The sequence below is a fragment of the Elusimicrobiota bacterium genome (assembly GCA_026388095.1).
Classification (GTDB): domain Bacteria; phylum Elusimicrobiota; class Elusimicrobia; order UBA1565; family UBA9628; genus UBA9628.
Genome location: JAPLKL010000063.1, coordinates 83,918 through 109,443 on the forward strand (window position 1 = coordinate 83,918; position 25,526 = coordinate 109,443).

The window sequence follows — 25,526 nt, forward strand, 5'->3', positions numbered from 1 at the left end:
ACTACTTACCAGTTGCCGGGTCGCTAGGCGCGGGCCTCCCAGCGCCAGCACCCGCCGCCGTGGCCGGCCGGGAGCAGGCAGGGCAGGCCGGTGTGCGGCGAGCGGCGCCAGCAGCGGGCGTCATCGGCGGCCGGCCGTAGGGGCGCAGAGGCCAGGGCGCCGAAGTAGCGGCGCGCCGCGACGCGTAGGGCGTGGACCCGGAACATACTACATATACGAGCGAGGGGCGGGTTTTGTTCCCTCCCGGGGCGGCAGGACCCGCGGCGGAATTAAGTATTGTGTCCCCGAACTCGGTCAGAGGGCGTTGGCGCGGGCCACGCCCGCGAACCATAGGGCGCTGCGCTTCTTGAAGCGGTCCAAAGTCGAGCGGTCAACGAAGAGCAGGCCGTAGCGCTTGCGGTAGCCGTTGATCCAAGAGAAGTTGTCCAGCAAAGACCACATGTAGTAGCCGCGCACCGCCGCGCCGGCCGCGATCGCGCGATGCACGGCTTCCAGATGCGCGCGCACGAAGTCGATGCGCTCCGCGTCGTCCACCGTGCCGTTGTCCAGGCTCTCCACGCGGCCGATGCCGTTCTCGGTCACGTAGATCGGCAAGCCGGGGCGGCTCTGGTGGACGCGCAGGAGCAGGTCGTAGAGCCCCTCGGGGTCGATCTCCCAGCCCCAGGCGGTGAACCGGCCGCGCGGGTTCTTCACGAAGCGGAAGAGCCCCGCGATGGAGAACTCGCAGTCCTCCTCGGGGCGGCCCGAGGTGTTGAGGTGGAAGCGGGTGCCCGGGGCGTCGGCGCTCGCGTACTGCGGATAGTAGTAGTTGACCCCCAGGAAGTCCGGGGGCGCGCCGCGCAGCAGAGCCGCCGTCTCCTCCAGGCCCGGGGGCAGCAAACCTTTGCGGGAGTAGAGCTCCCGGACGTCCTCCGGGAAGCGGCCGTGCAGCGCCGCCTCGCTGAACCAGCGGTTGACCACGCCGTCGGCCAGCTCGGCCGCCCGCGCGTCCGCCGCGGAGTCCGTCGCGGGGTGGATGCGCGAGAGGTTGAGCACGATGCCCACGGCCGCGTCCCGGCGTTCCGCGCGCAGGGCCGCTGCGGCCAAGGCGTGGCCGCGCAGCAGGCCCTGGGCCGCGCGCAGGGCGCCGGCGTAGTCCCGCCTGCGGCAGGGGGGATGCAGGCCCGTCACGTAGCCGTTGAGCACGCTCCAGGCCGGCTCGTTGACCGTGGCCCAGAGCCGGACCCGGTCGCCGTAGCGCCGCGCGCAGGCGGCGGCGTAGTCGGCGAAGCGCGCGGCCGTGTCCGGATCCTCCCAGCCCCCGGACTCCCCGAGCTTGCTGGGCAGGTCCCAGTGGTACAGGGTCGCGTTGGGCGCGATGCCCGCGGTCAGCAGGGCGTCGAAGAGCCGGTCGTAGAAATCCGCGCCCGCCGCGTTGAGGCGGCCGCCCCCGCCGGGGAAGAGCCTGGGCCAGGAGATGGAGAGGCGGTAGCCGTTGTGGCCCAGCTCGGCCATGAGCCGCACGTCCTCGGCCCAGCGCCGGTAGTGCCCGCAGGCCGGCTCGGGCGAGGCGCCTGCGAAGATGCGCTCCGGATGCTCCCGGCAGAAGGCGTCCCAGACCGAGTCGCCCCGGCCGCCCTCGGCCGTGGCGCCCTCGATCTGCAGGGCCGAGGTGGCGCAGCCCCACACGAAGCCCGCGGGGAAACGCCTCAGCCCGGTCATGAGCCGGCTAGCCCGCCAGCAGGGCGCGCATCTCGGCGGCGCATTGCGGCGCGGCCGAGCCCACTAGGACGTGGGCCACGCCGTCCTTGGGCCGCATGACGCCGTAGGCCCCGGCCGCGGCCAGCGCGGCCGCGTCCAGGCGCGCGGGGTCCTTGAACTCGACGCGCAGGCGGGTGAAGGCGCAGGCCTCGACCCGCAGCAGGTTCTGGGCTCCGCCCAGCGCGGCCAGCATGCGCCCGGCCATCAGCGCGGCCTGCGGGTCCCGCGCCGGCTCGGGCGCGGCCTCCGCGGCCGGGGCCGCCGCCGCGTCCGCGGCGGGCAGGTCCGCCTCCGGGCCGGCCCCCTTGATGTAGAGCTCCATGTCGGTCTTGAGGTTCTCGGAGCGGGTGCCGAAGATGGCCTGCACCGCGTCGCCGGACATGACCACGCCGGCCGCGCCCAAGGACTTCAGCGCCGCCTGGTTGACCTTGGTGGCGTCCTGCACGCTGACGCGCAGGCGGGTGATGCAGGCGTCGAGGGCCTTGATGTTGGAGCGTCCGCCGAAGGCCAGGACCAGGCGGCGGGCGTGGTCGCCCACCGCGCCCTCGGCCACGGCCTCCTCGGCGTCCTCGCGGCCCGGGGTCTTGAGGTCGAAGGCGTCTATGGCCCAGCGGAACAGGGCGTAATACACGCAGGCGTAGACGGGCCCGATGACCAGCACCAGCCAGGGCTTGGTGTCCTTGGCGAAGTAGAGGACGTAGTCGATGCAGCCCTGCGAGAAGGTGAAGCCCAGCTTGGCCCCCAACACGGAGAACAGGATCTGGGAGGCGCCGGCCAGGACCGCGTGCAGGGCGTAGAGCACGGGCGCCACGAACATGAAGGAGAACTCGATGGGCTCGGTGATGCCGGTCAAGAACGAGGTCAGCGCCGCCGAGACCATGATGCCGCCGATGCGCTTGCGGTGCTCCGGCTTGGCGGCGTGCCACATGGCGATGGCCGCCGCGGGCAGGCCCCACATCTTGAAGAGGTAGGCCCCGCCCAGGATGCCGGCCGTGGGGTCGCCGGCGAAGAAGCGGGTGATGTCGCCGTGCACCACGGCGCCGGCCGGGTCCGTGAAGCTGCCGATCTCGAAGAAGAAGGGCACGTTCCAGATGTGGTGCAGGCCGAAGGGGATGAGCAGGCGCTCGACCACGCCGTAGACCGCGGCCGCCAGGGTCGGGTTGCCGTAGGCCGCGTACTCGGAGAAGGTCCGGATGCCGCGGCCGATGGGCGGCCAGACGAAGCTCAGCACGATGCCCAGGACCACGGCGGCGAAGGCCGTCACGATGGGCACGAAGCGCTTGCCCGAGAAGAAGCCCAGGTACGGGGGCAGCTCGATGCGGTAGTAGCGCTTGAACAGGCCCGCCGTGACCGCGCCGATGAGGATGCCGCCGAAGACGCCGGTGTCGATGGACTTGATGCCCATGATGGGCTTGACGTCCACGCCGTGGCGCGACGCCATCAGCCCCATGGTCGCGAGCATCACCGCGTAGCCCACCACCGCGGACATGGAGGCCACCCCGTCGTTCTCGGTCAGCCCCAGGACCACGCCGATGGCGAAGAAGAGCGGCAGGTTGCCGAAGATGACCCCGCCGGCCTCCTTCATGATGGAGGAGAGCAGGTCCGGCATCCAGGTGAAGCCCGCGCTGCCCACGCCGAGCAGGATGCCGGCCACGGGCAGGACCGCGACCGGCAGCATGAGCGACTTGCCGATCTTCTGGAGGAACCCGAAGGCGTTCTTGAAGATGTTCATGCCGCCACCTCCTGGCGCGCGATCAGGGCGCGCACTTCGGCCGCCGAGCCCAGGGCCACGGCCTGGCCGGCGAGCCTGCGGCACTCGGCGTAGTCGGCGCGCCGCACCGCGGCCTTGACCGCGGGGACGGCCGAGGGACTGACGCTGAGCTCCTCGACCCCCAGTCCGATGAGCAGGGGGATGGCCTGGACGTCGCCGGCCGCGCCGCCGCACACGCCCACGTGCCGGCCGTGGACGAGGGCGCCTTCGACCGTGCGCTGGATCATGAGCAGGACCGCCGGGTCCAGGGCATCCACGCGCGCGGCCATCTTCGGGTTGCCCCGGTCCATGGCCAAGGTGTACTGAGTGAGGTCGTTGGTCCCGATGGAGAAGAACGCCGCCTCGGCGGCCAGGTGGGCGCTGAGCAGGGCCGCGGAGGGGACTTCGATCATGACCCCGCAAGGGATGGCCGGGATGTCGAGCAGCTTGGCCTCCTCGTCGAGGATGGCCCGGGCCGCGCGGAACTCGGAGAGGTTGGCGACCATGGGGAACATGACCTTGAGCATGCCCCCGGCTTGGGAGGCGCGCAGCAGGGCGCGCAGCTGGGTGCGCAGGATCTCCGGGCGCTCCAGCAGCAGGCGGATGCCGCGCTCGCCCAGGAAGGGGTTCTGCTCCTTGGCCATGGCCAGGTAGGGCAGGTGCTTGTCTCCGCCCACGTCCAGGGCCCGGATGATGACCTCGGAGCGCGGGAAGGCCGCCGCTATGGCCGCGTAGGCCTCGCGCTGCTCCTCCTCGCCGGGGGCCTGCTCGCGCTCCAGGAAGAGGAACTCGGAGCGGCACAGCCCCACGCCCTCCGCGCCCAGGCGCGCGGCCGCCTGCGCGTCGGCGGCCTTGCCCACGTTGGCCGCGACCCGCACGCGGCGGCCGTCCTTGGTGCGCGCGTCGCCGGCCGCGGCGGCCAGGTCGGCCTCCTGGCGGCGGCGCGCGGCGTTCCGGGACGCCAGGGCCTTGTCGGTCTCCGCGGGAGTGGGCTCGGTGAGCAGGAAGCCCCGGTCCGCGTCCAGGATGAGCGGCGCGCCGTCCGGCACGGCCAGCAGGGCGGGAGGCAAAGCGGCCAGGGCCGGCAGCTCCAGGGCCCGGCAGAGGATGGCGACGTGGGAGGTCCCGCCTCCGCCTACGGTGGCTATGCCGCGCACCCGGCCGCGGTCCAGGCTGGCCGTGTCCGAGGGGGTCAGGTCCTCGGCCAGGAGGATGCAGTCCTGGGGGAACTCCCGGATCTGCGGCGCGGCGCCCGTGAGCAGGCGCAGCACGCGCCAGCCCACGTCCTTGACGTCCACGGCCCGGCCGGCCAGGAGCTCGTTGTTGAGCCGGCTCAACCGGCTGGCGAAGTCCTGGTAGGCGCATTTCCAGGCCGCGGCCGCGCCGGCGCCCTTGGCCAGGGCCGCCTCCGCGATGGCCAGCAGCTCGGGGTCGTCGAGCAGCTCGCGGTGCGCGCCGAAGATGGCGGCCTTGCCCTTGTCGCTCTCCGCGGCGAAGCGGGTCTGCAGGGCCTCCAGCTCGGCCTTGGCCGATTCCACGGCGCGGGCCAGGCGCGAGCGCGCCGCGGCCGGGTCCTCCGCGGCCTCCACGACCTCGGCTTCGGCGCGGCGGAACTGGAAGGCCTGGCCCAGCGCCAGCCCGGGCGCGGCGCAGACCCCGCCCAAAGCGCGCGGGTCCTTGGGCTTGGCCGGGGCCGGCTGGGGCCGGGGCGGCGGGGGCGCGGAGCTCGGCTCGTCGAGGGCGCCGGCCAGCAGGCGCGACAGAGCGGCCACGGCCTCGCGCGCGTCGGGCCCTTCGGCGACCAGCATCACCTTGTCGCCCTGCTTGACGTTGAGCGCCATGATGGAGACCAGGCTCTTGGCGTTGGCCTCGGAGTCGCCCCGGCGCGCGCGCACCGAGCTCAGGAAGCGCTTGGCCTCCTGGGCAAAAAGCGCGGCCGGGCGCGCGTGCAGGCCGGTGGGGTTGGAGATGAGGATGGCGTCGGAGCTGGCCTGGACCCCGGCCTGCGCCTGCTGCTGCGGGGCCGCGGCGCGCAGGCTGACCTCCAAAGCGGCGTCCCGGCCGGCCCTGACGTCCCCGTCGGGATGCGTCAAGGCGCCGACGCGGTCCACGTTGGTCACCAGGAGTTGGGTGAGCAGGCTCTTGGCCTTGCGCGCCACCAGGTCGGCGTCGAAGCGCAGGAGCTCCTGGCCCGCCGCGACCCGGTCGCCGAGGCGGACCTTGAGCGCGAAGCCCTCGCCCTTGAGCTGGACCGTGTCCACGCCGACGTGGATCATGATCTCCAGGCCCTCCTCGCCGCGCAAAGTCAGGGCGTGGCCGGCCGCGTGCGCGTGGAGCACCTCGCCCGCGCAGGGGGCCAGCACCACGGAGCTGGTGGGGTCGATGGACACCCCGTCGCCCACGATGCGCTGGGCGAAGACCGGGTCCGGGACCTTGTCCAGGGGCACGATGCGGCCATCCAGGGGCGCCAGCAGGCGCAGGATCGACGACTGGGCTGAAGATGGGTTCATGGTCCGCCTCGCTTCCATTGGGATGGAGTCGTAGGATGCTATGATATCGTGCCCGGAGGCCGCAACCGCTCCTCCGAGCGAAGGTTAAGCGGGCTCCGGTTCGCCGCGGTCGTGCGCGCGCCAGGTCAGGCCCAGGAGCAGGGCGCCCAGGGCGCAGGCGGCCAGGATGATGCAGAAGCCCGCGTCCCAGCCCCAGCGCTGCACCGCCCGGCCGATGCCCAGCTCCGCGATGGTGGCGCCGAACACGTAGCCGAAGAAGCCCGTGAACCCCGCGGCCGTGCCCGCCGCCTTCATGAAGAAGCCCACGCAGGCCAGGGTCAGGGCGTCCACCCAGGCCCGGCCGGCCGGGTTCTTCCAGTAGACCACCACGGCCGCGGCCACCAGGCCCATGAAGAGCATGGAGACCGGGCCCCGGCGGCCGCGGAAGAACCGGTCGCTGAGCCAGCCCGCGAGCAAGGTCCCCGGGATGCCCGCGTACTCGAAGAGGAAGAACTGCCAGCGGCTGAGGTCGTGGGAGCTGCCCTTGACCGCGCTGAGATACGTCGGCGCCCAGTCCAGCACCCCGTAGCGCACCACATAGACGAAGGCGTTGGCGCAGGCCAGCACCCAGAGCAGGCGGTTGTTGAGCACGAAGCCGAAGAGGATCTCCCTGGAGGAGAGCTCCCGCTCGCGGTCGGCCACACCCGTGTCGGGATAGTCGTCCTTGAACTCCTCGATGGACGGCAGGCCCAGGGACTGCGGCGTGTCGCGCAGGAAGACGATGATGAGCAGACCCATGAGGATGGCCAGCGCGCCCGGCACGTAGAAGGCGCAGGTCCAGGAGGCGAAGACGGCCATGGCCAGGCTGACGATGGGCCCGGCGATGCCGCCGCCCACGTTGTGCGCCGTGTTCCAGAGCGCGAACTTGGTCCCGCGCTCCCGGTCCGAGAACCAGTGCGTCAGCGTGCGCGCGCACGGGGTCCAGCCCATGCCCTGGAACCAGCCGTTGCAGGACCACCAGAAGACCATGGCCGCCAAAGAGGAGAGCCGGCCGAAGAAGAGGTTGATGAGGCCGGAGAGGATGAGCCCGGTGGCCATGAAGTAGCGGGGGTTGGAGCGGTCCGAGAGGCTGCCCATCACGAACTTGCTCGCCCCGTAGGCCAAGGAGAGCCCCGTGGCGATGAGGCCCACGTCGCCGGTGCTGAGGTGCAGGTCGTGGATGAGGTAGGGCTTGGCCAAGGAGAAGTTCTTGCGCACGATGTAGAAGCCAGCGTAGCCCCAGAAGGCGGAGGCCATCATCTGCCAGCGGTAGCGCCGGTAGGTGCTCGGCACCTCGGCCCGCGGCAGGGGCGGGGCGAACGGGGCGGGGCGGTAGAGCGCGCCGAGAGCGGAGACCATCTCGGCCAAGTATAACAAAACCGGGCGCGGGTCCCGGCTGGACAGGGACGGGGCCTTCTGTTAAACTTGGGCATGCCTGGAGCGCGGAATCTGGCCGTCCGCATCCTGTCCGCGGCCTGCTTGGCCGTCCCGCTGGCGGGCCGCGCGCAGAACGACCCGGGACTCGACGGCCGTCGCGACCGCCCGCCCCGGCCCCAGGTCTGGTCGCAGTGGAACCAGCCGCCGGGTGCCATCTATGATCCCGACCAGGTCAACCTTCCCGCGCCCGCGCCCCCGGCTCAGGGCGCGGCGACCATCGTGGTCGCGCCAGGGCCGCGCCTGCCGGCGCAGGCCTTCGCCCCCGGGCCGCGGCCGGGCGGCCTCTACGTGGACTACGGCCCGCGGCGGCCCCCCGAATTCGTGGAATTCGGCGACGAGTTCACGCGCATCGTGACCGAGTTCGTCGCGGACCAAGCCCGGAAGAACCGGGGCGCTTTCGTGGTCAAGGACGACCGGGACGGAAGCTACCATTATCTCAAGCTCGCGCGCGTCTTCCGGGACCGCATCACGAGGCTCTCGCCCACCGAGGTCTTCGGCTGCGTCGAGTTCGAGGGGATGGGAGGCACCTCCGGCAAGTATGACCTGGACTTCTACTTGACCAACGAGGCCTGGGCCTGGAAGGTGTCCAAGCTCCTCATCCACAAGGTCGACGGTCAGGCCCGCTTCCATTATACGAGCGACCATGTGGCCGTGGCGCTGGCGGCTCCGGCCGCGCCGGGCTCGTCCGCCGCGCCCAAGCCCGCGGCCCCGGCCGGGCTCAGCGCGGCCGCGGTCTTCCGCTCGGCCGGGGTGCTGCGCGCCGACGCGCCGGCCCAGCTTGTGGTCACGGTGTCCAACGCCGGCCCCGGCCCGGCCTACGCGGTGCGCCTCGTACCGTCCCTGCGGGGCGACGTGCCGGGCCTGGCCCTGCCCGAGGCGGTCGAACTCGGCGACATCCCGGCCGGGAGCACGACCACCGCCGCGGTTGCGCTGACCGGCTCCTGGGATCTGCGCACGCAGAAGGCGCGCCTGAAGCTCTCGATCCAGGAGGCCAACGGCTTCGACGCCGACCCCCTCAACGTGGAGTTCCAGACCCGCGCCGTCAAGCCGCCCAGCCTCCAGGTCGCCGGCGTCAAGCTGGGCCGGGGCAGCGTCCAGGCCGGGGAAGCCGCCCCGATCTCGGTGACGGTGGCCAATGCGGGCGGCGGCGCGGCCCAGGCCGTGCGGGCGGCCCTGGAACTGGGCAGCCCCGACATCTTCATGTCCGGCGAGCCGGCCATCGACCTGGGGGTCATCAGGCCCGGGGAGTCCAAGACCGCGCAGTTCGAGTTCTTCGTCAAGAAGCGCTACCAGGGGACCGGGTCTTTGCCGATCGCGGTCGCCCTGAGCGAGGCCACGGGCCGCTACGGCCTGCCCGCGCAGAGCCTGCAGCTGAGCCTGGGCCGGGGGGCGCCGGCCGCGGGGGTGGTCGGCGTGCCGGCCGAGGCCGAGCTCGAGGATGTCGACGTCCCGCCCGCGGTGCGCACCAAGGCCGACCGGGAGGCCTACGCCGTGGTCGTCGGCGTGGAGCGCTACCGCGACATCCCGGCCGTGGAGTTCGCCGCGCGCGACGCCCAGTCCGTCTACGACTATCTCACCCAGGCCATGGGCTTCGACCCCAAGAACGTCGTGCACCTGGCCGACGAACGGGCCACGCGCACGGACCTGGCCACCTACCTGGGGCCCTGGCTCAAGGACCGGGTCACGGCCAAGAGCCGCGTCTTCATCTATTTCTCGGGGCACGGCTCACCCGACCCGGTGACGGGCGAAGGCTACATCATCCCCTACGACGGCAGCCCCAACTACGTGCAGACCACGGCTCTGGCGCTCAAGCAGCTCTACGACGACCTCTCCCGACTGCCCGCCCGGGACGTGACCGTGGTCCTGGACAGCTGCTTCTCCGGGGCGGGCGGCCGCTCGCTTCTGGCGCGAGGCGTCAGGCCCCTGGTCAACGTCAAGCTCGCCGTCCCGGGCGCGAACAGCGTGGTGCTCTCCGCGGCCCAGGGCGGCCAGATCAGCGGCTCCTATCCCGAGGCCCAGCACGGGATATTCACCTACTTCCTGCTCAAGGGCCTGCACGGCGGGGCCGACGCGGACCGCAACGGCGCCGTGACCACGGCCGAGCTCTTCTCCTACCTGCGGCCCGAGGTGGAGCGCGCGGCGCGCCTGCAGCACGTGGAGCAGAGCCCCGCGCTCGCGCCGGAGCTCTCGGCCCTGGGCGACAAGGCCGGCCGGGAGTGGCTCAGGCTCAAGTGAGCTGACGGCGCGCCCGGCGGGATCTCTCGGCGGGGATGGGGCCGGTATACACTCTCCAGCGGTTTCTGGGATTCCCGACGAGGGTTTTGTCGTGATTCCGCCGGCAGGGAACTTCTGGGTCTCTCATTCGTATGTAATAGAGAGATGCGACAAAACCCTCTTCGAGAGTTCAAAGAACAGCGGGAGGACATGGTGGAGTCAGGTCCCCGGCCGAGGTCCGGCATCCCGGCGGAGCGCTGGACTGGCCTGCGCGCCATCCTGCCCGCCCGGAAGATCCCATGGCGCAGGCGTGACCGGAAAGGCGGGCGGCCTCGCCGGGACGACCATCTCTGCTGGGAGGCCATCCTTTGGCGGCTGCGCAGCGGGCGCCCCTGGCGCATGCTGCCCGGACGCTTCGGCTCCTCCAGGACCATCCAGCGGCGGATCGCACAGTGGCAGGCCCAAGGGCTCTTGGGCGCGTTGTGGTTCCGCGACCTTGAGCGGCTTCCCGCGATTGAGAGAGGGGACTGGCGGGACGCTCTCAGCGCGGCTCCGGGGAAGAATTGCGGGTTGTGGTACTGGGAGATGTTGGGCCAGCTGTGGGCAAGGACGGCGACGGGGCCTTAGGCGCGGTGGCCGCGCCCGTCCGGCATCTTTCCGTCCCATCTATTAGAAAAATTAATATAATGACCTGCGTCATACTTTTCAGCGGGGGACCTATGAGCTTCCATTTCATCAAGGAGCAAGACTTCGCGGCCTTTGTGGCCGACCTCATCCGGGCCAAGACCGTGATCGGCCCCGTGGCCAAGACCAGCCGCCAGCAGGAGAAGTTCGTCTTCGCCAAGCTCTCCGGCCCGGAGGAGCTGCGCCTGGACTACGACGTGACCATCCTGCCGCCCAAGAAGGAGTTCTTCCCGCCCAAGCAGCACCTCCTGCTCTTCGACGGCGCGCGCGTCTCCGGCTGCGTGGAGCCGGTCGAGAAGGTGCTCTTCGGGGTGCACTTCTACGACGTCAAGGCTTTGGACATGACCGACACGCTGTTCCGGGAGAAGAACGAGGACCGCAACTACCTCGCGCACCGCGAGGCCGCGACGATCGTGATCTCCAGCATCCAGAAGGTCTCTCCGCGCGCGTTCTGGGCCTCCATCGGCTCCGAGGTCAAGCCCCGGGGCCACGACGCCTGGCTGACCAAGGTCGCGGGGGGCCACGTCTACGAGGCCGTCACCGCCAAGGGCGAGGCCCTGCTCAAGCACGGCCGGTTCGCCCAGGCCTCCCAGCCGCAAATTGCGGGCGCGCGCCAGGCCAACGAGGAGATCTCCAAGCAGTGCCCGGAGCAGCTCAAGGGGACCTCGGCCTCCAACGCAAAGAAGGTCCGCGCCGCCTTCGGGGTCGAGGAGCTCTGGACCAAGTTCGCCCAGGACTGCTTCTCCTGCGGCTCCTGCAACACGGTCTGCCCGACCTGCTACTGCTTCGACGTGCAGGACTGGTGGCACATCGACCAGGATTCGGGGGGGCGCACCCGCACCTGGGACTCCTGCCTGACCGAGGACTTCGCCAAGATCTCCTTGGGCGCGGGCGCCCAGGAGAACTTCCGCGAGGAGCGCGCGGAGCGCTTCCGCCACCGCTTCATGCGCAAGGCCGCCTATCTCAACGAGAAGCTCGGCGGACCGGCCTGCGTGGGCTGCGGGCGCTGCTCCGCGGCGTGCACCGCGGATATCGCCGACCCCGCGACCGTCATCAACAGCATCCCGGAGGCCTGATATGCCCACCACCACCTGCACTTGCGGCGGCAAGGCCGTCGCCAAGGACGTCAAGGACAACATCTTCCTGCCCAAGGAAGCCAAGATCATCCGGGTGGAGAAGACCACCGAGATGGAGCGCATCTTCACCTTGCGCCTGGCCGACGAGAGCCAGATGAAGTTCGAGCCCGGCCAGATCCTGGAGGTGGGCCTAATGGGCTACGGGGAGATCCCGCTCGGGCTGGCTTCCTCGCCCACCCGCACCAACACCTTCGACATCGTGGTGCGCTCCGTGGGGCGCGTGTCCCAGGCCCTCAACCGCCTGGCGCAGGGGGACTCTTTGCTGGTCCGCGGGCCCCTGGGCAAGGGCTTCCCGCTGGAGAACCTGCGCGGCCACGACCTGCTGATCATCGCGGGCGGCATCGGCCTGTGCCCCACGCGCAGCCTCATCCAGTACACGCTGGACCGGCGCAAGGAGTTCCAGCGCTTCATCCTCTTCTACGGCGCGCGCGACCCCCAGCAGCAGCTCTTCCTCGCGGACCTGTCCGACTGGCGCAAGTCCAAGGACGTGGAGTATCACGAGACCGTGGACCGCGGCGACCCGTCCTGGAAGGGCAACGTGGGCGTCATCACCACGCTCTTCAGCAAGACCAAGATCGACCCGGGCACGCGCGTGGTCATCTGCGGGCCGCCCATCATGTTCAAGTTCGTCATCCGCGAGCTCGAGAAGCTGGGCGTCGCGCGGCAGAACATCTACCTGGACCTGGAGCGGCGCATGAAGTGCGGGGTGGGCAAGTGCGGCCACTGCCAGATCAACGACAAGTACGTGTGCACCGACGGCCCGGTCTTCCCGTTCTCGGAGATCGAGAAACTCGAGGAGGCGATCTAAGATGGCCAAGCCCAAAGTGGCGTTCTTCGACTTCACCTGCTGCGAAGGCTGCCAGATCGAGTTCACCAACTACGGCGACCCGGTCTTCCTGGAGCTGCTCAAGCACGTGGACGTGGTGGAGTTCCGCGAGGCCATGTCCGAGAAGACCAAGGACCCGATCGACATCGCCTTCATCGAGGGCAGCTTCTCCCGCGAGGCCGACCGGCCGCGCCTGGAGGAGATCCGCAAGCGCGCCAAGATCGTCATCGCCTACGGCCAGTGCGCCACCACGGCCGGCATCAACGCGCTCAAGAACCACACCTCGGACTACCGCAAGTTCGTCTACGGCAAGGACGCGGCGCTGCCGCACCTGGACAGCCAGATCGCGGTGGGGGTGGACCAGGCCATCAAGGTGGACTACTACGCCTTCGGCTGCCCGGTCAACAAGTACGAGGTCCTGCAGATCGTCTCGCACCTGCTGCACGGCAAGGACCCGGTCATCCCGAACTACCCGGTGTGCGTGGAGTGCAAGCGCCGGGAGACCATCTGCCGCTTCGACGTGGGCGACTACTGCCTGGGCCAGACCGCGCGGGCCGGCTGCGGCGCGCCCTGCCCGGCCGACGGCATCCCCTGCGAGGCCTGCCGGGGCTTCGTGGACAAGCCGAACCACGACTCGCTGGTCAAGGTGCTCGACAAGCGGGCCGGCATGCCCAAGGGCTGGGCGCAGACCAAGACCCGGATGTTCACGGCCAACCAGAGAGGAGACGTGAAATGAGCAAGACCCTGTCCATCGCCGTCCACCACCTGACCCGCGTCGAGGGCCACGGCAACATCGAAGTCGACGTCAAGAACGGCAAGATCCAGAAGTGCGAGTGGCAGGTGCCCGAGGCGCCGCGCTTCTTCGAGGCCATGGTCCGGGGCCGGCATTACACGGAAGTGGCCCGGATCACCAGCCGCATCTGCGGCATCTGCTCCGTGGGCCACACGCTGGCTTCTTTGAAGGCCACCGAGTCGGCCCTGGGCATCGAGGTCTCCGAGCAGACCTTCAAGCTGCGCTCGCTGCTCAAGCACGCGGAGAACTTCGACAGCCACGTGCTGCACGTCTATTTCCTGGCCGCGCCGGACTTCCTAGGCGCTCCCTCGGTGTTCCCGCTGGTCGCGACCCACGGGCCTGTGGTGGCCCGGGCCCTGCGCCTCAAGCGCCTGGGCCACGAGTGGGGCTCGCTGATCGGCGGGCGCACCACGCATCCGACCAAGGCCATCCCGGGCGGCTTCTCCGCTTTCCCCACGGTGGCGGAGCTCAAGGAGCTCAAGGCCAAGATGCTGGCCGCGGTGCCCGACCTGGAGGAGACCCTCAAGACGATCGCGGCTCTGGCCCCGGCCATCCCGGCCTTCGACCGGCCCACGGAGTACATGGCCCTTCATTCGCAGAGCGGCTACGCGCTCTATGACGGGGATATCCAGACCGTGCTGCCGGACGGGAACAAGAAGACCTACAAGGTCGCCGACTACAAGACGTGCACCAACGAGTACCTGACCGCGGTCTCCACGGCGAAGTACACGAAGAACCGGCTGGGGAGCTACGCGGCGGGCGCCTTGGCGCGCTTCAACAACAACCACGAGCAGCTCCTGCCCGAGGCCAAGAAGGTGGCGGCGGACCTGGGGCTCAAGGGCATCTGCACCAACCCGTACATGAACACCGTGGCGCAGGTGGTGGAGATCGTGGAGAGCTTCCACGAGTCCTTGGCGCTGGTGGACCACTTCATCAAGAACGGCGTGAAGGACGAGCCTTTGGCCAAGCCGACCAGGTTCGCCAAGGGCGCGGGCGCCACCGAGGTGCCGCGCGGCATCCTGTTCCACGAGTACGAGTACGACAAGGACGGGATGTGCCTGGGCGGCAACTGCATCATCCCGACCAACCAGAACCACGCCAACATCCAGAAGGACTTCGAGGCCTTGGTGCCGAAGCTGCTGGGAGAGGACGCGGACGAGAAGAAGATGGAGCTGCGTCTGGAGATGCTGGTGCGGGCCTACGACCCGTGCATCTCCTGCTCCACGCACTTCCTGGACGTGAAGTTCATCCGCTAGACTTCATCCGTTATTCCGGTGACAGGATCCAGCGCATGGCCTTTTCGTAGTCCGTGAAGGCATTGACTGAAAAGCCGCGGTTGTACGCGCAGGTCTCGAAGAAGCGCGCCTGATCGAAGTTGACTCCCGGCTGGACGAGGAGAGCCACTTTCCTGCTGAAGGCATTCCCATGGCGGACGAGCTCGCCCGCCAGTTGATATATGTCGGTCACTGACAACGCGGACTGAGTATCACGGAAGTCCACAAGCAGCTCGTAATCCGCCGGGGGGGTCTCCGCTGCCGCTACAGCTACGAGGAGCTTTCTGCTTGTATCGAGGTTGATGAGTCCATCGGCGGTCACCTCAAGAAAATCTTTCCCATTGACGATCTTGATCTTTATCGCCATGCGATGTCTCCTCGCGTGATCCTTTCACGTTCGCGCACGCTCTTCATCAATTGGCCCGTCTTCGCAGTTCTATAGGCTCGAAGTGGATCTCCTTGCTGTCCTCATGCTTGATGAGGAACGCCTGCAGCTCCTTGGGCTGGGCGGTCAGGACTATCCTGTCGCCTACGATCTCGTGCTTGAGGGATTGGGGGGACTTGGCCAGGAAATCCACGAACCAGCTCGGGTTGAACATGGCCATCTTCAGGGTCGGCTCGATCTGATAGACGCGGATGAATGTGTGGACGGGGAAGAGGTGCCATTTGAAGTATTCGTTCTCTTTCAATTCGGGGTCGCTTGGGAAGAGGTCCAGGAACATGCGGTCCTTGATCTTCAGCAGATGCGCCTCGAATCTGCCTGGCTTTCCTTTCTCGTCGGTATAGGTCGCGGTGAACAGCTTGTCGTTTTCTTTCACGAATTTCCAGCTGTCCTTCTTTTCGCCCGTGCTCCATTCGCCCTGGAGAGCGGGATCGGAGATGATGTCCTTATCGGTGTACAGGGGGTGCAAAGACGGGACGCAGCCCGAGAGCAGCGCCAAAGTTCCCATGAGGCAGAGCGTCTTCATTCTTTCCATGCTATTGAGGGCTAGCCTTTGACTCGTCGAATGCTTGTTTCGCTGCTATAAGGCCGTCCATCGCCCGGACAAAGCCGACTATCGGCGCCAACTGCAACATCATCTCGATGATCTCCTGCTCCGTAAAGCCAAGATTCAGAGCCGCCTTCACATGCACTTTCACTTGCAACGCGGCTCCCAAGGTGACCATGCCGGCAAGCGTAACGGCTTCTTTTGTTTTGATGTCCAATCCAGGCCTTGCATATATCTCTCCGAATACAAATTCCAGCAGATACCGCGTGAAATCAGGGGAGATCTGCTTCATTTTTTCAACGACAGCGCTGCCCGCTTCGCCCTCCATTTCAAGCAGCTTTTTCAGCCCCTTGTGATATTTGGCAGATTTCATTGGCCCTCCATGTGTGAAAAGACCGTTACGCGACGGCCTGCGGCGCGCGCTATGTGCGCGCCGCATTGGCCACCCCACTTTGCGCCGAAACTGCGCGCGCCCGCAGAGCCGAATGTTGGGCATCCGCTAGGTCTTTGGGCCGCCCTCCATTACCCGCTGCCTGGCAGAGAAAATGGTGAAGTAGTCCTTGCGGACAAGAAGACCGGGGATGCGCACCTCCCCTTCCTGTAAGCCCCCAAAACGAGTGGGCCGCAGGAAGCGATAGACCAGTGGATATTCCTGATATCTAGATCGAACCCAAGCCTCGATATCGGCCGCATAGTGTGTCCAGAGCTCGGGACAGCTGGTCTCGGACTGCATGAAGATGACTTTTGGCGCTGCCGAACGCAATGCATCAAGGGTCCCGTTATGCTGAGGTGTCCATTGGGCCTGCATAGGAAGGTACATTACATTCGGCACTGCAGGTTCTCGTTCCGACAACAAATAGATCTGCGGCGAGGTTGGGAATGAGGCAATACGATCGTCGATCCTGGTCCCGCGGCGGATCGTTTCGCTGATAGCTCGGAGCGCCATGAATCCTGTCTCATAAGTCGGCTGGTGCAACTCGCGCCTGGGCTTTGACAGAAGTGTCGGCGCTAGGAGCCCGGCAAGACAAGCCAATCCAAGAATCTTCCACTGCATCTTCTTGCATCTTGCCAGCCGATTCAGGACCGCGCTAAGCGCCAAGGAAAGCAGCATGGTCCCCATCAGAAAGAAAGGTGCGCTGTGGAAGGGAGCCTCCGCAAGGAAGACCGTCGGGCGAGTTCGGAAGGTGAACATTGCTAGAATCCACCATGCCGCAAGTCCCCAACGGCGCTGTTGCGCCCAATAGATTGCGGCACCCCACCAAACTGCCTTAATGATGGCCTCCCAGTACGCATAGGGTTCCGTCCAGAAGCGCATATCGATAAGGAACAACAGCGTGTCCCAGACATTGCCGGCAATCCAGCCGCCGACCGAGGAATCGGCTCGGCTCCCAACGGCTGCGGGATAATACGCGAAGTTGAAACGAACCGCCTGTTGCCAAAGGGCTCCAAGCGAAGCGTAGCTGAGGCACCAGAACAGGAGCACCCCGACAGTCCCCAGGGCCCACACAGCGGCCCAGCGTCTGAGATTCTTCTTGAGTCCGCTGAAGGAAGGACTCAGCAGAACACATGCTGGAACCGCGACTAACGTCGAAGACGCGGCGACAACCCAGAGCCCCGCGCTCGCGGCAACGCTCCTCGTCGAAGCTCGCAGACGCGCCCCCAAGATTGGCCATCCCCAGATGATTGTTATCGCGACGCAGGCTGGGGCCCACAGGTTCTCCACAAGAAGCATCTGGCCCCACCAGAGGGGCATCCAAAAAGCGCTGAGAAAGACGAAGAGCGGGCATGCGAGCCAGAACTCCGGAGGATATCGTCGCCTAATCCATGCGTGAAGAGCGACCGCGATGAAGGCCCACACCAGGAAGGGGATGATACGAAACGCTAGAAAGCTGCCTCCAAAAAGTTCCGCCGAGAGCGTTGGGAGGAAGAAGTCCAGCGGCAAGTGATTAGAGAAAATATCTCGGTAGAGGGAGTGCCCCCGGCTCAAGAGCCATCCGATTGTCATGTTGTTGAATTCATCAACGGAAAGAGGCCAATAGAGCAGACTATGCATGCTCCAAGCCCCATAGGCCAGGCCAGCAGCAACATACGCGTCAATAAGGAGTGGCACCAAACCAATCCTAGCGCGCCCCCGAGCCATCAGTGGCGTTGAGTAAAGCATCTCTTGACCCTGGTTCGACCGAAGTCCGTCCAAACTCTTCCGGGAAACCCCGAAAAAGCAACCCAATCTGCCGCCGGCTGTCTGATTCTCTCCGTAGGGCTCTCCAGGAATGCCCATGCAGCAGTCCCGACTGGGATCATGCCGATCCCGGGAGCCAATTGCACCAGCATGAGGTCTTCTCTTCGTTCATGATATGCCCAACATGTGAGTCTGCTGAACTGTGATTTGCCAGTTCGAGAGGACTCTAACAGTCAAATTCTACTTTAGAAGCTTATCTCAGGCAAGGTGGACTCGTTTTTCCACTTTATGCGAAGCCGCGGGGTTGGACGGCTTTTTGTATGACGGCAATGCAGAAGGTTTAGCTATAATACCGCCCATGAGCAGACCAATCCTCGCCGCCCCGCTGGCCGCCCTCGCCCTGGCCGCTTTGGCCGGCTGCGCCGGCCCCACCGTCTACCAGAACACCAGCTGGGGCATGAACGAGAAAGCCTTCAAGATCGCCCGGCCCGCCGCAACCGCCGCGGGAGACCGCCAATGGCTCGAAGACACCACCATCAACGGCCTCAAAGCCGCCGTCACCTACCGCATGGGCGCCAAAGGCCTGCACGACGTCACCGTGCTCTTCGACCCCGTCCAGGTCGCCAAGGATCAGTACATCGACACCTACCACCAGGTCAAAGCTTTGCTCAGCGACAAATACGGCGCTCCCGAAGCCCAGGCCACCGACCTCGTCGTCCGCTCCCAGAAATACATCATCACCCAGGCCCCCGACTACCAGAGCAAAAGCATCTTCCGCACGCGCCTGGCCCTCATCGAGCTCACCTGCGAAGGCGCCTGCGACGGCACCCCCGGCAACGGCGTCATGATCACCTACGGCGAGCCCAAAGCCCCCACCGAAGGACTCTAGGCGGCAGGCCGTGCTCTTCTTGGCCTGCGCGGGGCTGCTCTCCGCCGTGTCCGTCTACGCCGTGGACCGCATCGAGCGCATGACCGAAGGTCCCGTGCCGGCCGACCCCGACCTCCTGAAGGTCGTGTTCCGCTCGGGCCTCCTGGTCACTTGCATCTTCGCCTACGCCATCATCACCGGGACCAGCCGCTCCTACATCGCCATGGCCCTCCTACCCTTCATCGTGGCCGCGACCCTGGCCGCGGCTTACGCCTGGAAGACCCACCACCTCAAGACCGCGGCGCAACTTCGGACCATCCGCTTCGACCGCGATGTCCGCGAATGCATCGAGGCGCTCCGCAGGGATCCCAAGAATGCCGCGGCCCACGCGCGCCTGGCCGAGATCTACGAGGAAGCCCGCGACTGGCCCAAAGCCGTGGAGCACGGCCGCAGACTCTGCGAACTCGAGCCCAGCGAGAAGAACCGCAGGCGCCTGGCGCAGTTGGAAAGACAGGGTCAGGGCAACAGCTGATCGTCGTACGTCTCTGACGATATCGGCTTGGGCTCCGGCTGGACCGGGACCTGGACCGGCGGCGCCGCGGCCTCCGGCGGGGTCTCGGACGCGGCGGAAACAGCCACCGCTGGATGGGCAGGCTCGGCCGCGACCGCGGGCGCGGTCGGCTCGACAGCGGCCACGGGCGGCGCCGCAACAGGCGCAGGCACGGCCGGAGGAGCGGCGGGCCGCGCCTTGAACAAGGCCCGGTCGTCTATGAGCCGCTGGACCAGCTTGGCGATGACATTGTCAGCCGCGGCCGGAGGGCCGACCTTCATGGTCTTCATCTCCGCGAACATGGAGACCATGGACTTCGCCTCCACGTCCACCGTCTCGTCGTAGGAGCGGACGCTCCGGCCGGCCGCGTCCTCCACCGAGAGCACGCCCTGGGCCAGATGGTGGCTGGTCTCGGACATGATCGCTCCCGTGATGAGTCCCGTGAAGACGCACAGCACGATCTTCGGCGCCTGCCAGGGGTCCTGGTTGAACTTGTAGCCGAACTGCGCGGAGATGACCAAGTCCACGTCCGCGTAAGCTTCCCGGGAGAGCCGCAGCGGGAAGCGCACGTCCTGGAACAGCCGCGACTGACGCAGGGCTTGCGCGAACTTCGGCCCGAAGGCATAGCCCTCGCGCTCCAGCATCTGCTGCGTGGTCAACGGGTCGTTCACGGCCAAAGCGGAGCGCTGTTCGTCGAGCACCAGGCCCACGCGCAGAGGCAGAGGCGGCTCCGAAGACCGGGGCATGGACGACACCGGCTCGGGCTTGAGAGTGTAATGCGTGCAGCCCGTGACGCCGACAAGGACGGCCAAAAACGCGGCGGCAACGGCTGGCGCGGCTCTCATCATCATCATGATACCATTCCGGGAACGCGCCCGCCCGGCGCATTCGATGAGCGCGGCTCATTCATGCTATTATTCATGACGCTGTTTTATCATGCCAGCGAACCTGAAAAGCCGAGGAGTTTCCACCCATGAACAAGTTCGATAAGAAAGTCCTTTTTGTAGGCTACGGCGCCGTGGCGCAATGCGCCCTTCCCATCCTGATGAAGCTCCTGAAGGTCTCGCCCAAGCAGGTCACGGTGATGGATTTCGAGGACCGCAAAGCCGCGCTCAAGCCCTCGATCGCCAAAGGCGTCAAATGGGTGCGCAACCGCGTCACCAAGCAGAACCTCAGCCCCTTGCTGGGCAAACATCTCAAGGAAGGCGACGTGCTCATCGACCTGGCCTGGAACATCGACGCCCTCGTGCTCCTGCAGTGGTGCCACGACCGCGGCGTGCTCTACATCAACACCTCCACCGAGGTCTGGGACCCCTACGCCGGCGCCGAGAACAAGCACCCCACCGAGCGCACCCTCTACTGGCGGCACATGAACGTGCGGCGCATGATGGCCAAGTGGGACCGGCCCGGTCCCACCGCGGTGCTCGAGCACGGCGCCAACCCCGGACTCATCTCCCACTTCACCAAGTACGGCCTGCTCGACATCGCCAAGAACCTGCTCGCCGAGCGCAAGGTCAAAGGCAAGGCCGCCGAGGAGCTGCGCCAGCTCGTCAGCGACCAGACCTTCAACGTCCTGGCCCAGAAGCTCGGCGTCAAGGTCATCCACGTCAGCGAGCGCGACACGCAGATCTCCGACGTGCCCAAGCAGGTCGACGAGTTCGTCAACACCTGGAGCGTGGAAGGCTTCCGCGAGGAGGGCGTCACCACGGCCGAGATGGGCTGGGGCACGCACGAAAAAGAGCTGCCGGCCATGGCCTACCAGCACAAGAGCGGCCCCAAGAACCAGATCTGCCTGGCGCGCATGGGCATGAACACCTGGGTCTCCACCTGGGTTCCCGACTACTGCATCCGGGGCATGGTGGTGCGCCACGGCGAGGCCTTCACCATCTCCGACCACCTCACGGTCTGGAAGAACGGCAAGGCGGTGTATCGCCCCACCGTGCACTACGCCTACTGCCCCAGCGACAACGCCATCATCTCGCTCAACGAGCTGCGCGGCTACGACTACCAGCTCCAGCCCAAGGTCCGCATCATGAACGACGAGATCATCAAGGGCTCGGACATCCTGGGCGCGCTGCTCATGGGGCATCCCTACAACGCCTGGTGGTGCGGCAGCGACCTCTCCATCGAGCAGTCGCGCCGCCTGGTGCCGCACCAGAACGCCACCACCATGCAGGTCGCCATCTCGGTGGTGGCCGCCACGATGTGGATGATCGACAACCCGGAGCGGGGCGTGCTGGTCCCCGACGACCTGCCTCACGAGTTCGTGCTCAAGACCGCCATGCCCTACCTGGGCAAGTTCATCTCCAAGCGCTCGGATTGGACGCCGCTCAAGCATTACACCAACGCCTTCCTGGGCTTCAATAACCCGGCCGTGGACCGGAAGGACCCCTGGCAGTTCAAGAACTTCCTGATCACGGACGGCGACTAGGTCTCAAAGGAGAGAGGACAGATGATCCCGCGCAAACAGCTGCAGAAGCTCGCGTCCCGGCACGGCACGCCCCTCTTCGTGGTGGACCACGAGGAGATCCGGCGCAACTACGCCACCTTCAAGAAGTACCTGCCCCGGGTCCAAGCCTACTACGCGGTCAAGGCCGAGCCCCTGCCTGAGATCGTCGAGACCCTCTACAAGGCGGGCGCGAGCTTCGACGTGGCCTCCATGCCCGAGTTCCGCATCGTCCACGAGAACATCAAGCGCCTGCCCGCCAAGCAGCGCCAGGACTGGATCTGGGACAAGATCATCTACGCCAACCCCATCAAGGCCAACGAGACCCTGCGCCAGCTCGACCCCTACAAGCCGCTGGTGACCTACGACAACGTCGAGGAGATCTACAAGATCAAGAAGTACGCGCCGCACGCGGGTCTGGCCCTGCGCATCCGGGTGCCCAACACCGGGGCCATGGTGGAGCTCTCCTCCAAGTTCGGGGCCGCGCCCGGCGAAGCGGTGGACCTCATCCTGGCCGCGGTCAAGGCCGGGCTGGTGGTGGAGGGACTGAGCTTCCACGTGGGCAGCCAGACCACCAACTTCGAGAACTTCGTGCAGGCCATCAACCTGGCCGCCGACATCTTCAAGGAGGCGCGCGAGCGCGGCTACACGCGCATGAACGTGCTCGACATCGGCGGCGGGTTCCCGGCGCCTTACGACGAGACGGTCAAGCCCTTCAAGATGCTGGCCACCAAGATCAACGCCGAGCTCGACCGGCTCTTCCCGCGCGACATCGAGATCCTGGCCGAGCCGGGCCGCTTCATGATCGCCACGGCGGCGACCTCGGTGGTCACCATCCTGGGCAAGGCGCTGCGCGACGGCAAGGTCTGCTACTACGTCGACGACGGGGTCTACCACACCTACTCGGGCATCATCTTCGACCACTGCCATTACCACCTCAAGTCCTTCCGCAAGGGCCCGGCGCAGATCTGCGGCGTCTTCGGCCCGACCTGCGACGCGCTGGACGTCATCTCCATGTCGGAGAGCCTCCCCGCGGACCTGGAGCTCGGGGAGCTCCTCTATAGCCCGAACATCGGGGCCTACAGCCACGCCTCGTCCACCTACTTCAACGGCTTCCCGCCCGCGAAGGTGGTGCACGTCAACCGCTAGGTCGGGCTTGCGCTATCTCATCGGGGTCGGCACCTACGCGGCCTTCGACGATTCCATCGGCTTGCGCATCGTCGAGCGCATCGCGGAGGGGGGGTTGGAGCGAGGCTTCCGGGCCATCGACCTTTCCGGCAACATGGTGAACCTCCTGAACTACCTGGAGAAGGACAGCGAGCATATCCTCATCGTGGACAGCGCGAAGATGGGCCGCAAGGCCGGCGATTACGAGTTCTTCAGGCCGGAGGACGTGGAGACCAGAAAGCAGCTCGCCGGGTTCTCCACGCATGAAGGCGACCTGCTCAAGGTCCTGGAGTTCGCCCGGGAGCTGAAGTACCGCATCCCCCCCATCACCTTGATGGGCATCGAGCCGGAGACCGTCAAGAGCGAGATGGGACTCTCCGCGGCCTTGCAGGCGCGCCTCGACGAGTATGCCGAGGCCGCCATCCGGCGCTGCCTCGGGCCGAGCTAGGCGGCTATCTCATGCAGGCCTTGTGATAGCCCCTGGCCTTCGCTGACTTAAAAAGGGCTTTCGCGTCCGGCGTGGCCAGGCCGGATTCGTCCTGGTCCGGTCCCAAAGCCGCGCCCAAGGCGCCGCCCACGTCGAGCATGTACTTCAGCATCTCGGGAGGCGGCTTGCCTCCCGACTCCGAGCTGGAGGCCTCGAAGCGCCCGCGCAAAGTGACACAGGCCTTGTCCGGGCAGTCGTTCATGAGCTTCTCCACAAGGCAGGCGGGCAGGTCCTTGGCGCGGACCTTGCGCAGGGCCTCCTCGTCGATCATCGGCTTGCCGAGCTTGCAGAGATAGGCGTAGCGGCGCAAGGTGGGGCACTCCCTCTGATCCGCCTTGCCCGCGCAGGAGTAGTCTTCGAGCTCCGGTATGCTCACCGAGCCCTGGGACTGGTAGTTGCGCAGCCGGTCCACCTCGTCGGTGCCCACGCCCCCGAAGCAGGCGAACTGGCAGCCGTAGACCGCGTCCGGGGAACCGGGCCGGGCGTGGACCTGGGCCGAGACGATGTACTGGGCGCCGGGGTCCACGGCGTGGATCAGCTCGTGGAATATGCGCGCGTCCAGGGGATATTGGATGGCGTGGGTCTTCAGCGGCAGCACCAGGTCCACGGAGCCGTCCTGATAGCGCTCGATGCGGCCGCCCTCCGTGCCGGTCTCGTCGCCGCAGAGCAGGCGCAGTTTATTCCGGGCCAGGGCTTTCTGGATCTTGCCGGACATGGCGGGATTGAGCCGGTTCAGGCAGGAGGACGCGGCATCCGCGGCGCGCTCAGAGGCCTGAGCGAGCTGCTGCGCGGCCGCCTGCGGACATTCCGGCGATATGGGAAGCTTCGCCGTGGCCACGAGAGCCCCCGGGACCGCGGCCACTTTCGCGCGGACCTTGTCGCAGGACCCGCCGGCCAGCCGGCACAGGGCGTCCTGGGCCTGGTCCGCGAAGGCCGTGGCGGAAAGGAGAAGCAAGGCGGCCGGCCAGAGGGGCATCCCCACCTCCTGAATTAGGGAGCTTCAACAATGGATATAGCCCCGGGAAGGGGGCGCTGTCAAGATATGTCTCGGCCGCTGGTCCCGGAGCGCAGAGTGCGCCAGTCCAGCCGGAACCCGCCCAGGAGCGCGTCCATCGCCTCTTGCACCGGCGCGCTGGAGTGCGGATGCCGGCTGCACAGCAGCCACAGGTTCTCGCGTATCCCCAAGGACCGCTCGTGGAGCTTCACGAGGCGGCCCCGCTCCAGGTGGCGCTGGATGGTGAAGGGGTCCAGGAAGCCCACGCCTTCTCCGCGCAGGGCCATGGCCAGGATGAGGTCCGGGTCCTCCACCTCGGCCTGGATGCTGGGCAGGACCCCGTTGCGGCGCAGGAAATCCATGGCGTCTTTGTGCAGCGGGTTGTCCTCGGCGCGCACCATGAGCGGCAGCTCCTCCAGCATCCGGGGAAAGCTCCGGCCCCGGGCCTTGAGCGCGGGCGTGGCCACGAAGAAGTGCGGGATGCTCGCCACCAAGCGGCTGCGGAAATCCGGGCCCAAGGCCGGGGAGAAGTCCACGTTGGAAAGGACGATGTCGAACATGCGCCGGCGCAGCTTGTCCTCCAGCCCCTCGGGGGTGCCGGAGGCGATCTTCACGATCATCCCGGGCTCGCGCTCCTTGACCGCCTGGGCCACGGCCAGGACCTTCTCGCGCGAGATGGAGCGGCAGAAGCCCAGCCGCAGATAGCGCGTGGCCGCGGCTTCGCCGCCGCGCAGCCGGCCGGCCAGCTCCTCGGCCTGGCCGAAGATGCGCTCGCAGTACTCGAAGACCACCCGCCCCTCCGTGTTCGGGGTCACCCCGCGCCGGGAGCGCAGCAGCAGGCGCCGGCCCACGGAGCGCTCCAACTGCTGGAGCTGCTGGCTCAGCGTGGACTGGTTGAGCAGGAGCTGGCGCGTGGCCGCGGAGATGCTGCCCGCCTTGGTGATGATCCAGAAATAGTAGAGCTGGTTGAAGTTGAAAGGCATCATCGACATAACCGATAGGATATATCATAAATATCGCTTTTACAAATACCAGGTGCCGCGCTATCCTATGGGTGTGAAGATCCGCAGCCTGCCCTCGGTGGCGACGGTGGTCCTGGCCGTGGACGACGACGCGTCCGTGCGCGCGGAGGTGGCCGCGGCCATGCCCCGGTCCTACCGGCTCATCGCCCTGCCGGACGGCTCCGAGTTCATGGAGACCGTGGAGGCCTATGAGCCCGACCTCGTCATCCTGAACCCGCAGGCGCCAGGAGAGGACGGCGTCAGCCTGGCCCGGCGCCTGCGCAGCCGCGCCGAGTTCCGGCACATCCCGGTCCTGTTCCTGACCTCCATGAATGAGGAGGCAGCCTGGCGCCGCCTGCTGGAGGGCCAGGGCGACGCGGTCCTGGCCAAGCCGTTCGCCCCCGGGGAACTGCGCAACGCCATCGTGCGCTTGGTGGAAGGCCGGATAGAGCAAGGGTGAGAC

At 67.0% G+C, this 25,526-nt stretch carries 24 protein-coding genes; 12 read left to right on the top strand and 12 right to left on the bottom strand.

The window, feature by feature from the left end; translation table 11 throughout:
- Positions 1-23: 23 nt before the first annotated feature.
- The 5 genes from NTY77_15535 to NTY77_15555 form a co-directional block, all read right to left on the bottom strand.
- Positions 24-206 (bottom strand): hypothetical protein, encoded by a 183-nt coding sequence (locus NTY77_15535; protein ID MCX5796907.1) that lies wholly within the window; start codon positions 204-206, stop codon positions 24-26.
- 88 nt (positions 207-294) lie between these two features.
- The gene (locus NTY77_15540; GenBank protein ID MCX5796908.1) at positions 295-1,701 is read right to left on the bottom strand and encodes a family 1 glycosylhydrolase; all 1,407 of its coding nucleotides are present in this window, start codon (positions 1,699-1,701) and stop codon (positions 295-297) included.
- Positions 1,702-1,708: 7 nt separating this feature from the next.
- Positions 1,709-3,466 carry a PTS glucose transporter subunit IIBC gene (gene ptsG, locus NTY77_15545; protein MCX5796909.1) on the bottom strand — a complete coding sequence of 586 codons (1,758 nt, stop codon included), beginning with the start codon at positions 3,464-3,466 and terminating at the stop codon, positions 1,709-1,711.
- Between the two features lie 2 nt (positions 3,467-3,468).
- Positions 3,469-6,000 (bottom strand): phosphoenolpyruvate--protein phosphotransferase, encoded by a 2,532-nt coding sequence (gene ptsP, locus NTY77_15550; GenBank protein ID MCX5796910.1) that lies wholly within the window; start codon positions 5,998-6,000, stop codon positions 3,469-3,471.
- Positions 6,001-6,084: 84 nt separating this feature from the next.
- Positions 6,085-7,377 (bottom strand): MFS transporter, encoded by a 1,293-nt coding sequence (locus NTY77_15555; protein ID MCX5796911.1) that lies wholly within the window; start codon positions 7,375-7,377, stop codon positions 6,085-6,087.
- A gap of 72 nt (positions 7,378-7,449) precedes the next feature.
- Here NTY77_15555 and NTY77_15560 point away from each other — a divergent pair, with 72 nt between their 5' ends.
- The 6 genes from NTY77_15560 (at position 7,450) to NTY77_15585 (ending at position 14,364) form a co-directional block, all read left to right on the top strand.
- Positions 7,450-9,690: a caspase family protein gene (locus NTY77_15560; GenBank protein MCX5796912.1), complete on the top strand. Its 2,241-nt coding sequence runs from the start codon at positions 7,450-7,452 to the stop codon at positions 9,688-9,690.
- A gap of 144 nt (positions 9,691-9,834) precedes the next feature.
- Positions 9,835-10,296 (top strand): transposase, encoded by a 462-nt coding sequence (locus NTY77_15565; GenBank protein MCX5796913.1) that lies wholly within the window; start codon positions 9,835-9,837, stop codon positions 10,294-10,296.
- A gap of 92 nt (positions 10,297-10,388) precedes the next feature.
- On the top strand, positions 10,389-11,429 hold the full coding sequence (locus NTY77_15570; GenBank protein MCX5796914.1) for a 4Fe-4S dicluster domain-containing protein: 1,041 nt from the start codon (positions 10,389-10,391) through the stop codon (positions 11,427-11,429).
- A 1-nt stretch (position 11,430) separates the two neighbouring features.
- Positions 11,431-12,297: an FAD/NAD(P)-binding protein gene (locus NTY77_15575; GenBank protein MCX5796915.1), complete on the top strand. Its 867-nt coding sequence runs from the start codon at positions 11,431-11,433 to the stop codon at positions 12,295-12,297.
- A 1-nt stretch (position 12,298) separates the two neighbouring features.
- Positions 12,299-13,051 carry a hypothetical protein gene (locus NTY77_15580; protein ID MCX5796916.1) on the top strand — a complete coding sequence of 251 codons (753 nt, stop codon included), beginning with the start codon at positions 12,299-12,301 and terminating at the stop codon, positions 13,049-13,051.
- Positions 13,048-14,364: a Ni/Fe hydrogenase subunit alpha gene (locus NTY77_15585; protein MCX5796917.1), complete on the top strand. Its 1,317-nt coding sequence runs from the start codon at positions 13,048-13,050 to the stop codon at positions 14,362-14,364. Before NTY77_15580 ends, NTY77_15585 begins: the two co-directional genes overlap by 4 nt.
- Before the next feature lie 10 nt (positions 14,365-14,374).
- Here the strand turns inward: NTY77_15585 and NTY77_15590 are convergent, their stop codons facing one another.
- The 4 genes from NTY77_15590 to NTY77_15605 form a co-directional block, all read right to left on the bottom strand.
- Complete coding sequence (locus NTY77_15590) at positions 14,375-14,749, bottom strand: hypothetical protein (protein ID MCX5796918.1); 375 nt, start codon at positions 14,747-14,749, stop codon at positions 14,375-14,377.
- Between the two features lie 46 nt (positions 14,750-14,795).
- Positions 14,796-15,350: a hypothetical protein gene (locus NTY77_15595; protein MCX5796919.1), complete on the bottom strand. Its 555-nt coding sequence runs from the start codon at positions 15,348-15,350 to the stop codon at positions 14,796-14,798.
- Between the two features lie 10 nt (positions 15,351-15,360).
- Positions 15,361-15,744, bottom strand: coding sequence for a carboxymuconolactone decarboxylase family protein (locus NTY77_15600; protein MCX5796920.1), 384 nt, complete (start codon positions 15,742-15,744; stop codon positions 15,361-15,363).
- A 126-nt stretch (positions 15,745-15,870) separates the two neighbouring features.
- Positions 15,871-17,424, bottom strand: coding sequence for a hypothetical protein (locus tag NTY77_15605; protein MCX5796921.1), 1,554 nt, complete (start codon positions 17,422-17,424; stop codon positions 15,871-15,873).
- A gap of 484 nt (positions 17,425-17,908) precedes the next feature.
- Between NTY77_15605 and NTY77_15610 the strand changes: the two genes are divergently transcribed.
- Together NTY77_15610 and NTY77_15615 are read left to right on the top strand one after the other, a co-directional pair.
- Entirely contained in the window at positions 17,909-18,439 is a 531-nt protein-coding gene (locus NTY77_15610; GenBank protein ID MCX5796922.1) for a hypothetical protein, read from the top strand.
- Positions 18,440-18,449: 10 nt separating this feature from the next.
- Positions 18,450-18,950, top strand: coding sequence for a hypothetical protein (locus NTY77_15615; protein MCX5796923.1), 501 nt, complete (start codon positions 18,450-18,452; stop codon positions 18,948-18,950).
- On the opposite strand, the gene NTY77_15620 is transcribed toward NTY77_15615, so the two are convergent.
- Entirely contained in the window at positions 18,935-19,822 is an 888-nt protein-coding gene (locus NTY77_15620) for a hypothetical protein (GenBank protein ID MCX5796924.1), read from the bottom strand. The two genes, NTY77_15615 and NTY77_15620, sit on opposite strands and share 16 nt — an antisense overlap.
- A gap of 119 nt (positions 19,823-19,941) precedes the next feature.
- On the opposite strand from NTY77_15620, the gene NTY77_15625 reads away from it, so the two are divergent.
- From NTY77_15625 to NTY77_15635, 3 genes are read left to right on the top strand one after another with little or no spacing between them, the layout of a single operon-like run.
- Positions 19,942-21,399 carry a saccharopine dehydrogenase NADP-binding domain-containing protein gene (locus NTY77_15625; protein ID MCX5796925.1) on the top strand — a complete coding sequence of 486 codons (1,458 nt, stop codon included), beginning with the start codon at positions 19,942-19,944 and terminating at the stop codon, positions 21,397-21,399.
- Positions 21,400-21,420: 21 nt separating this feature from the next.
- Entirely contained in the window at positions 21,421-22,563 is a 1,143-nt protein-coding gene (locus NTY77_15630) for a type III PLP-dependent enzyme (GenBank protein ID MCX5796926.1), read from the top strand.
- A gap of 7 nt (positions 22,564-22,570) precedes the next feature.
- Positions 22,571-23,029, top strand: coding sequence for a hydrogenase maturation protease (locus NTY77_15635; GenBank protein ID MCX5796927.1), 459 nt, complete (start codon positions 22,571-22,573; stop codon positions 23,027-23,029).
- 4 nt (positions 23,030-23,033) lie between these two features.
- Here the strand turns inward: NTY77_15635 and NTY77_15640 are convergent, their stop codons facing one another.
- Positions 23,034-24,044 (bottom strand): hypothetical protein, encoded by a 1,011-nt coding sequence (locus tag NTY77_15640; protein MCX5796928.1) that lies wholly within the window; start codon positions 24,042-24,044, stop codon positions 23,034-23,036.
- A gap of 59 nt (positions 24,045-24,103) precedes the next feature.
- On the bottom strand, positions 24,104-25,054 hold the full coding sequence (locus NTY77_15645; GenBank protein ID MCX5796929.1) for a LysR family transcriptional regulator: 951 nt from the start codon (positions 25,052-25,054) through the stop codon (positions 24,104-24,106).
- Between the two features lie 64 nt (positions 25,055-25,118).
- Between NTY77_15645 and NTY77_15650 the strand changes: the two genes are divergently transcribed.
- Positions 25,119-25,523: a response regulator gene (locus NTY77_15650; GenBank protein MCX5796930.1), complete on the top strand. Its 405-nt coding sequence runs from the start codon at positions 25,119-25,121 to the stop codon at positions 25,521-25,523.
- Positions 25,524-25,526 lie beyond the last annotated feature (3 nt).

What these genes read in the sequence shown, in the direction of transcription:
- NTY77_15560 (MCX5796912.1), top strand. Translation starts at nt 7,450, where the DNA reads ATGCCTGGAGCGCGGAATCTGGCCGTCCGCATCCTGTCCGCGGCCTGC.
- NTY77_15585 (MCX5796917.1), top strand. Translation starts at nt 13,048, where the DNA reads ATGAGCAAGACCCTGTCCATCGCCGTCCACCACCTGACCCGCGTCGAG.
- NTY77_15580 (MCX5796916.1), top strand. Translation starts at nt 12,299, where the DNA reads ATGGCCAAGCCCAAAGTGGCGTTCTTCGACTTCACCTGCTGCGAAGGC.
- NTY77_15605 (MCX5796921.1), bottom strand. Translation starts at nt 17,424, where the DNA reads ATGCATAGTCTGCTCTATTGGCCTCTTTCCGTTGATGAATTCAACAAC.
- NTY77_15640 (MCX5796928.1), bottom strand. Translation starts at nt 24,044, where the DNA reads ATGCCCCTCTGGCCGGCCGCCTTGCTTCTCCTTTCCGCCACGGCCTTC.
- NTY77_15565 (MCX5796913.1), top strand. Translation starts at nt 9,835, where the DNA reads ATGCGACAAAACCCTCTTCGAGAGTTCAAAGAACAGCGGGAGGACATG.
- NTY77_15625 (MCX5796925.1), top strand. Translation starts at nt 19,942, where the DNA reads ATGAACAAGTTCGATAAGAAAGTCCTTTTTGTAGGCTACGGCGCCGTG.
- NTY77_15630 (MCX5796926.1), top strand. Translation starts at nt 21,421, where the DNA reads ATGATCCCGCGCAAACAGCTGCAGAAGCTCGCGTCCCGGCACGGCACG.
- NTY77_15610 (MCX5796922.1), top strand. Translation starts at nt 17,909, where the DNA reads ATGAGCAGACCAATCCTCGCCGCCCCGCTGGCCGCCCTCGCCCTGGCC.
- NTY77_15600 (MCX5796920.1), bottom strand. Translation starts at nt 15,744, where the DNA reads ATGAAATCTGCCAAATATCACAAGGGGCTGAAAAAGCTGCTTGAAATG.
- NTY77_15645 (MCX5796929.1), bottom strand. Translation starts at nt 25,054, where the DNA reads ATGTCGATGATGCCTTTCAACTTCAACCAGCTCTACTATTTCTGGATC.
- NTY77_15540 (MCX5796908.1), bottom strand. Translation starts at nt 1,701, where the DNA reads ATGACCGGGCTGAGGCGTTTCCCCGCGGGCTTCGTGTGGGGCTGCGCC.
- NTY77_15575 (MCX5796915.1), top strand. Translation starts at nt 11,431, where the DNA reads ATGCCCACCACCACCTGCACTTGCGGCGGCAAGGCCGTCGCCAAGGAC.
- ptsP (MCX5796910.1), bottom strand. Translation starts at nt 6,000, where the DNA reads ATGAACCCATCTTCAGCCCAGTCGTCGATCCTGCGCCTGCTGGCGCCC.
- NTY77_15595 (MCX5796919.1), bottom strand. Translation starts at nt 15,350, where the DNA reads ATGAAGACGCTCTGCCTCATGGGAACTTTGGCGCTGCTCTCGGGCTGC.
- NTY77_15570 (MCX5796914.1), top strand. Translation starts at nt 10,389, where the DNA reads ATGAGCTTCCATTTCATCAAGGAGCAAGACTTCGCGGCCTTTGTGGCC.
- NTY77_15555 (MCX5796911.1), bottom strand. Translation starts at nt 7,377, where the DNA reads ATGGTCTCCGCTCTCGGCGCGCTCTACCGCCCCGCCCCGTTCGCCCCG.
- NTY77_15620 (MCX5796924.1), bottom strand. Translation starts at nt 19,822, where the DNA reads ATGATGATGATGAGAGCCGCGCCAGCCGTTGCCGCCGCGTTTTTGGCC.
- NTY77_15535 (MCX5796907.1), bottom strand. Translation starts at nt 206, where the DNA reads ATGTTCCGGGTCCACGCCCTACGCGTCGCGGCGCGCCGCTACTTCGGC.
- NTY77_15590 (MCX5796918.1), bottom strand. Translation starts at nt 14,749, where the DNA reads ATGGCGATAAAGATCAAGATCGTCAATGGGAAAGATTTTCTTGAGGTG.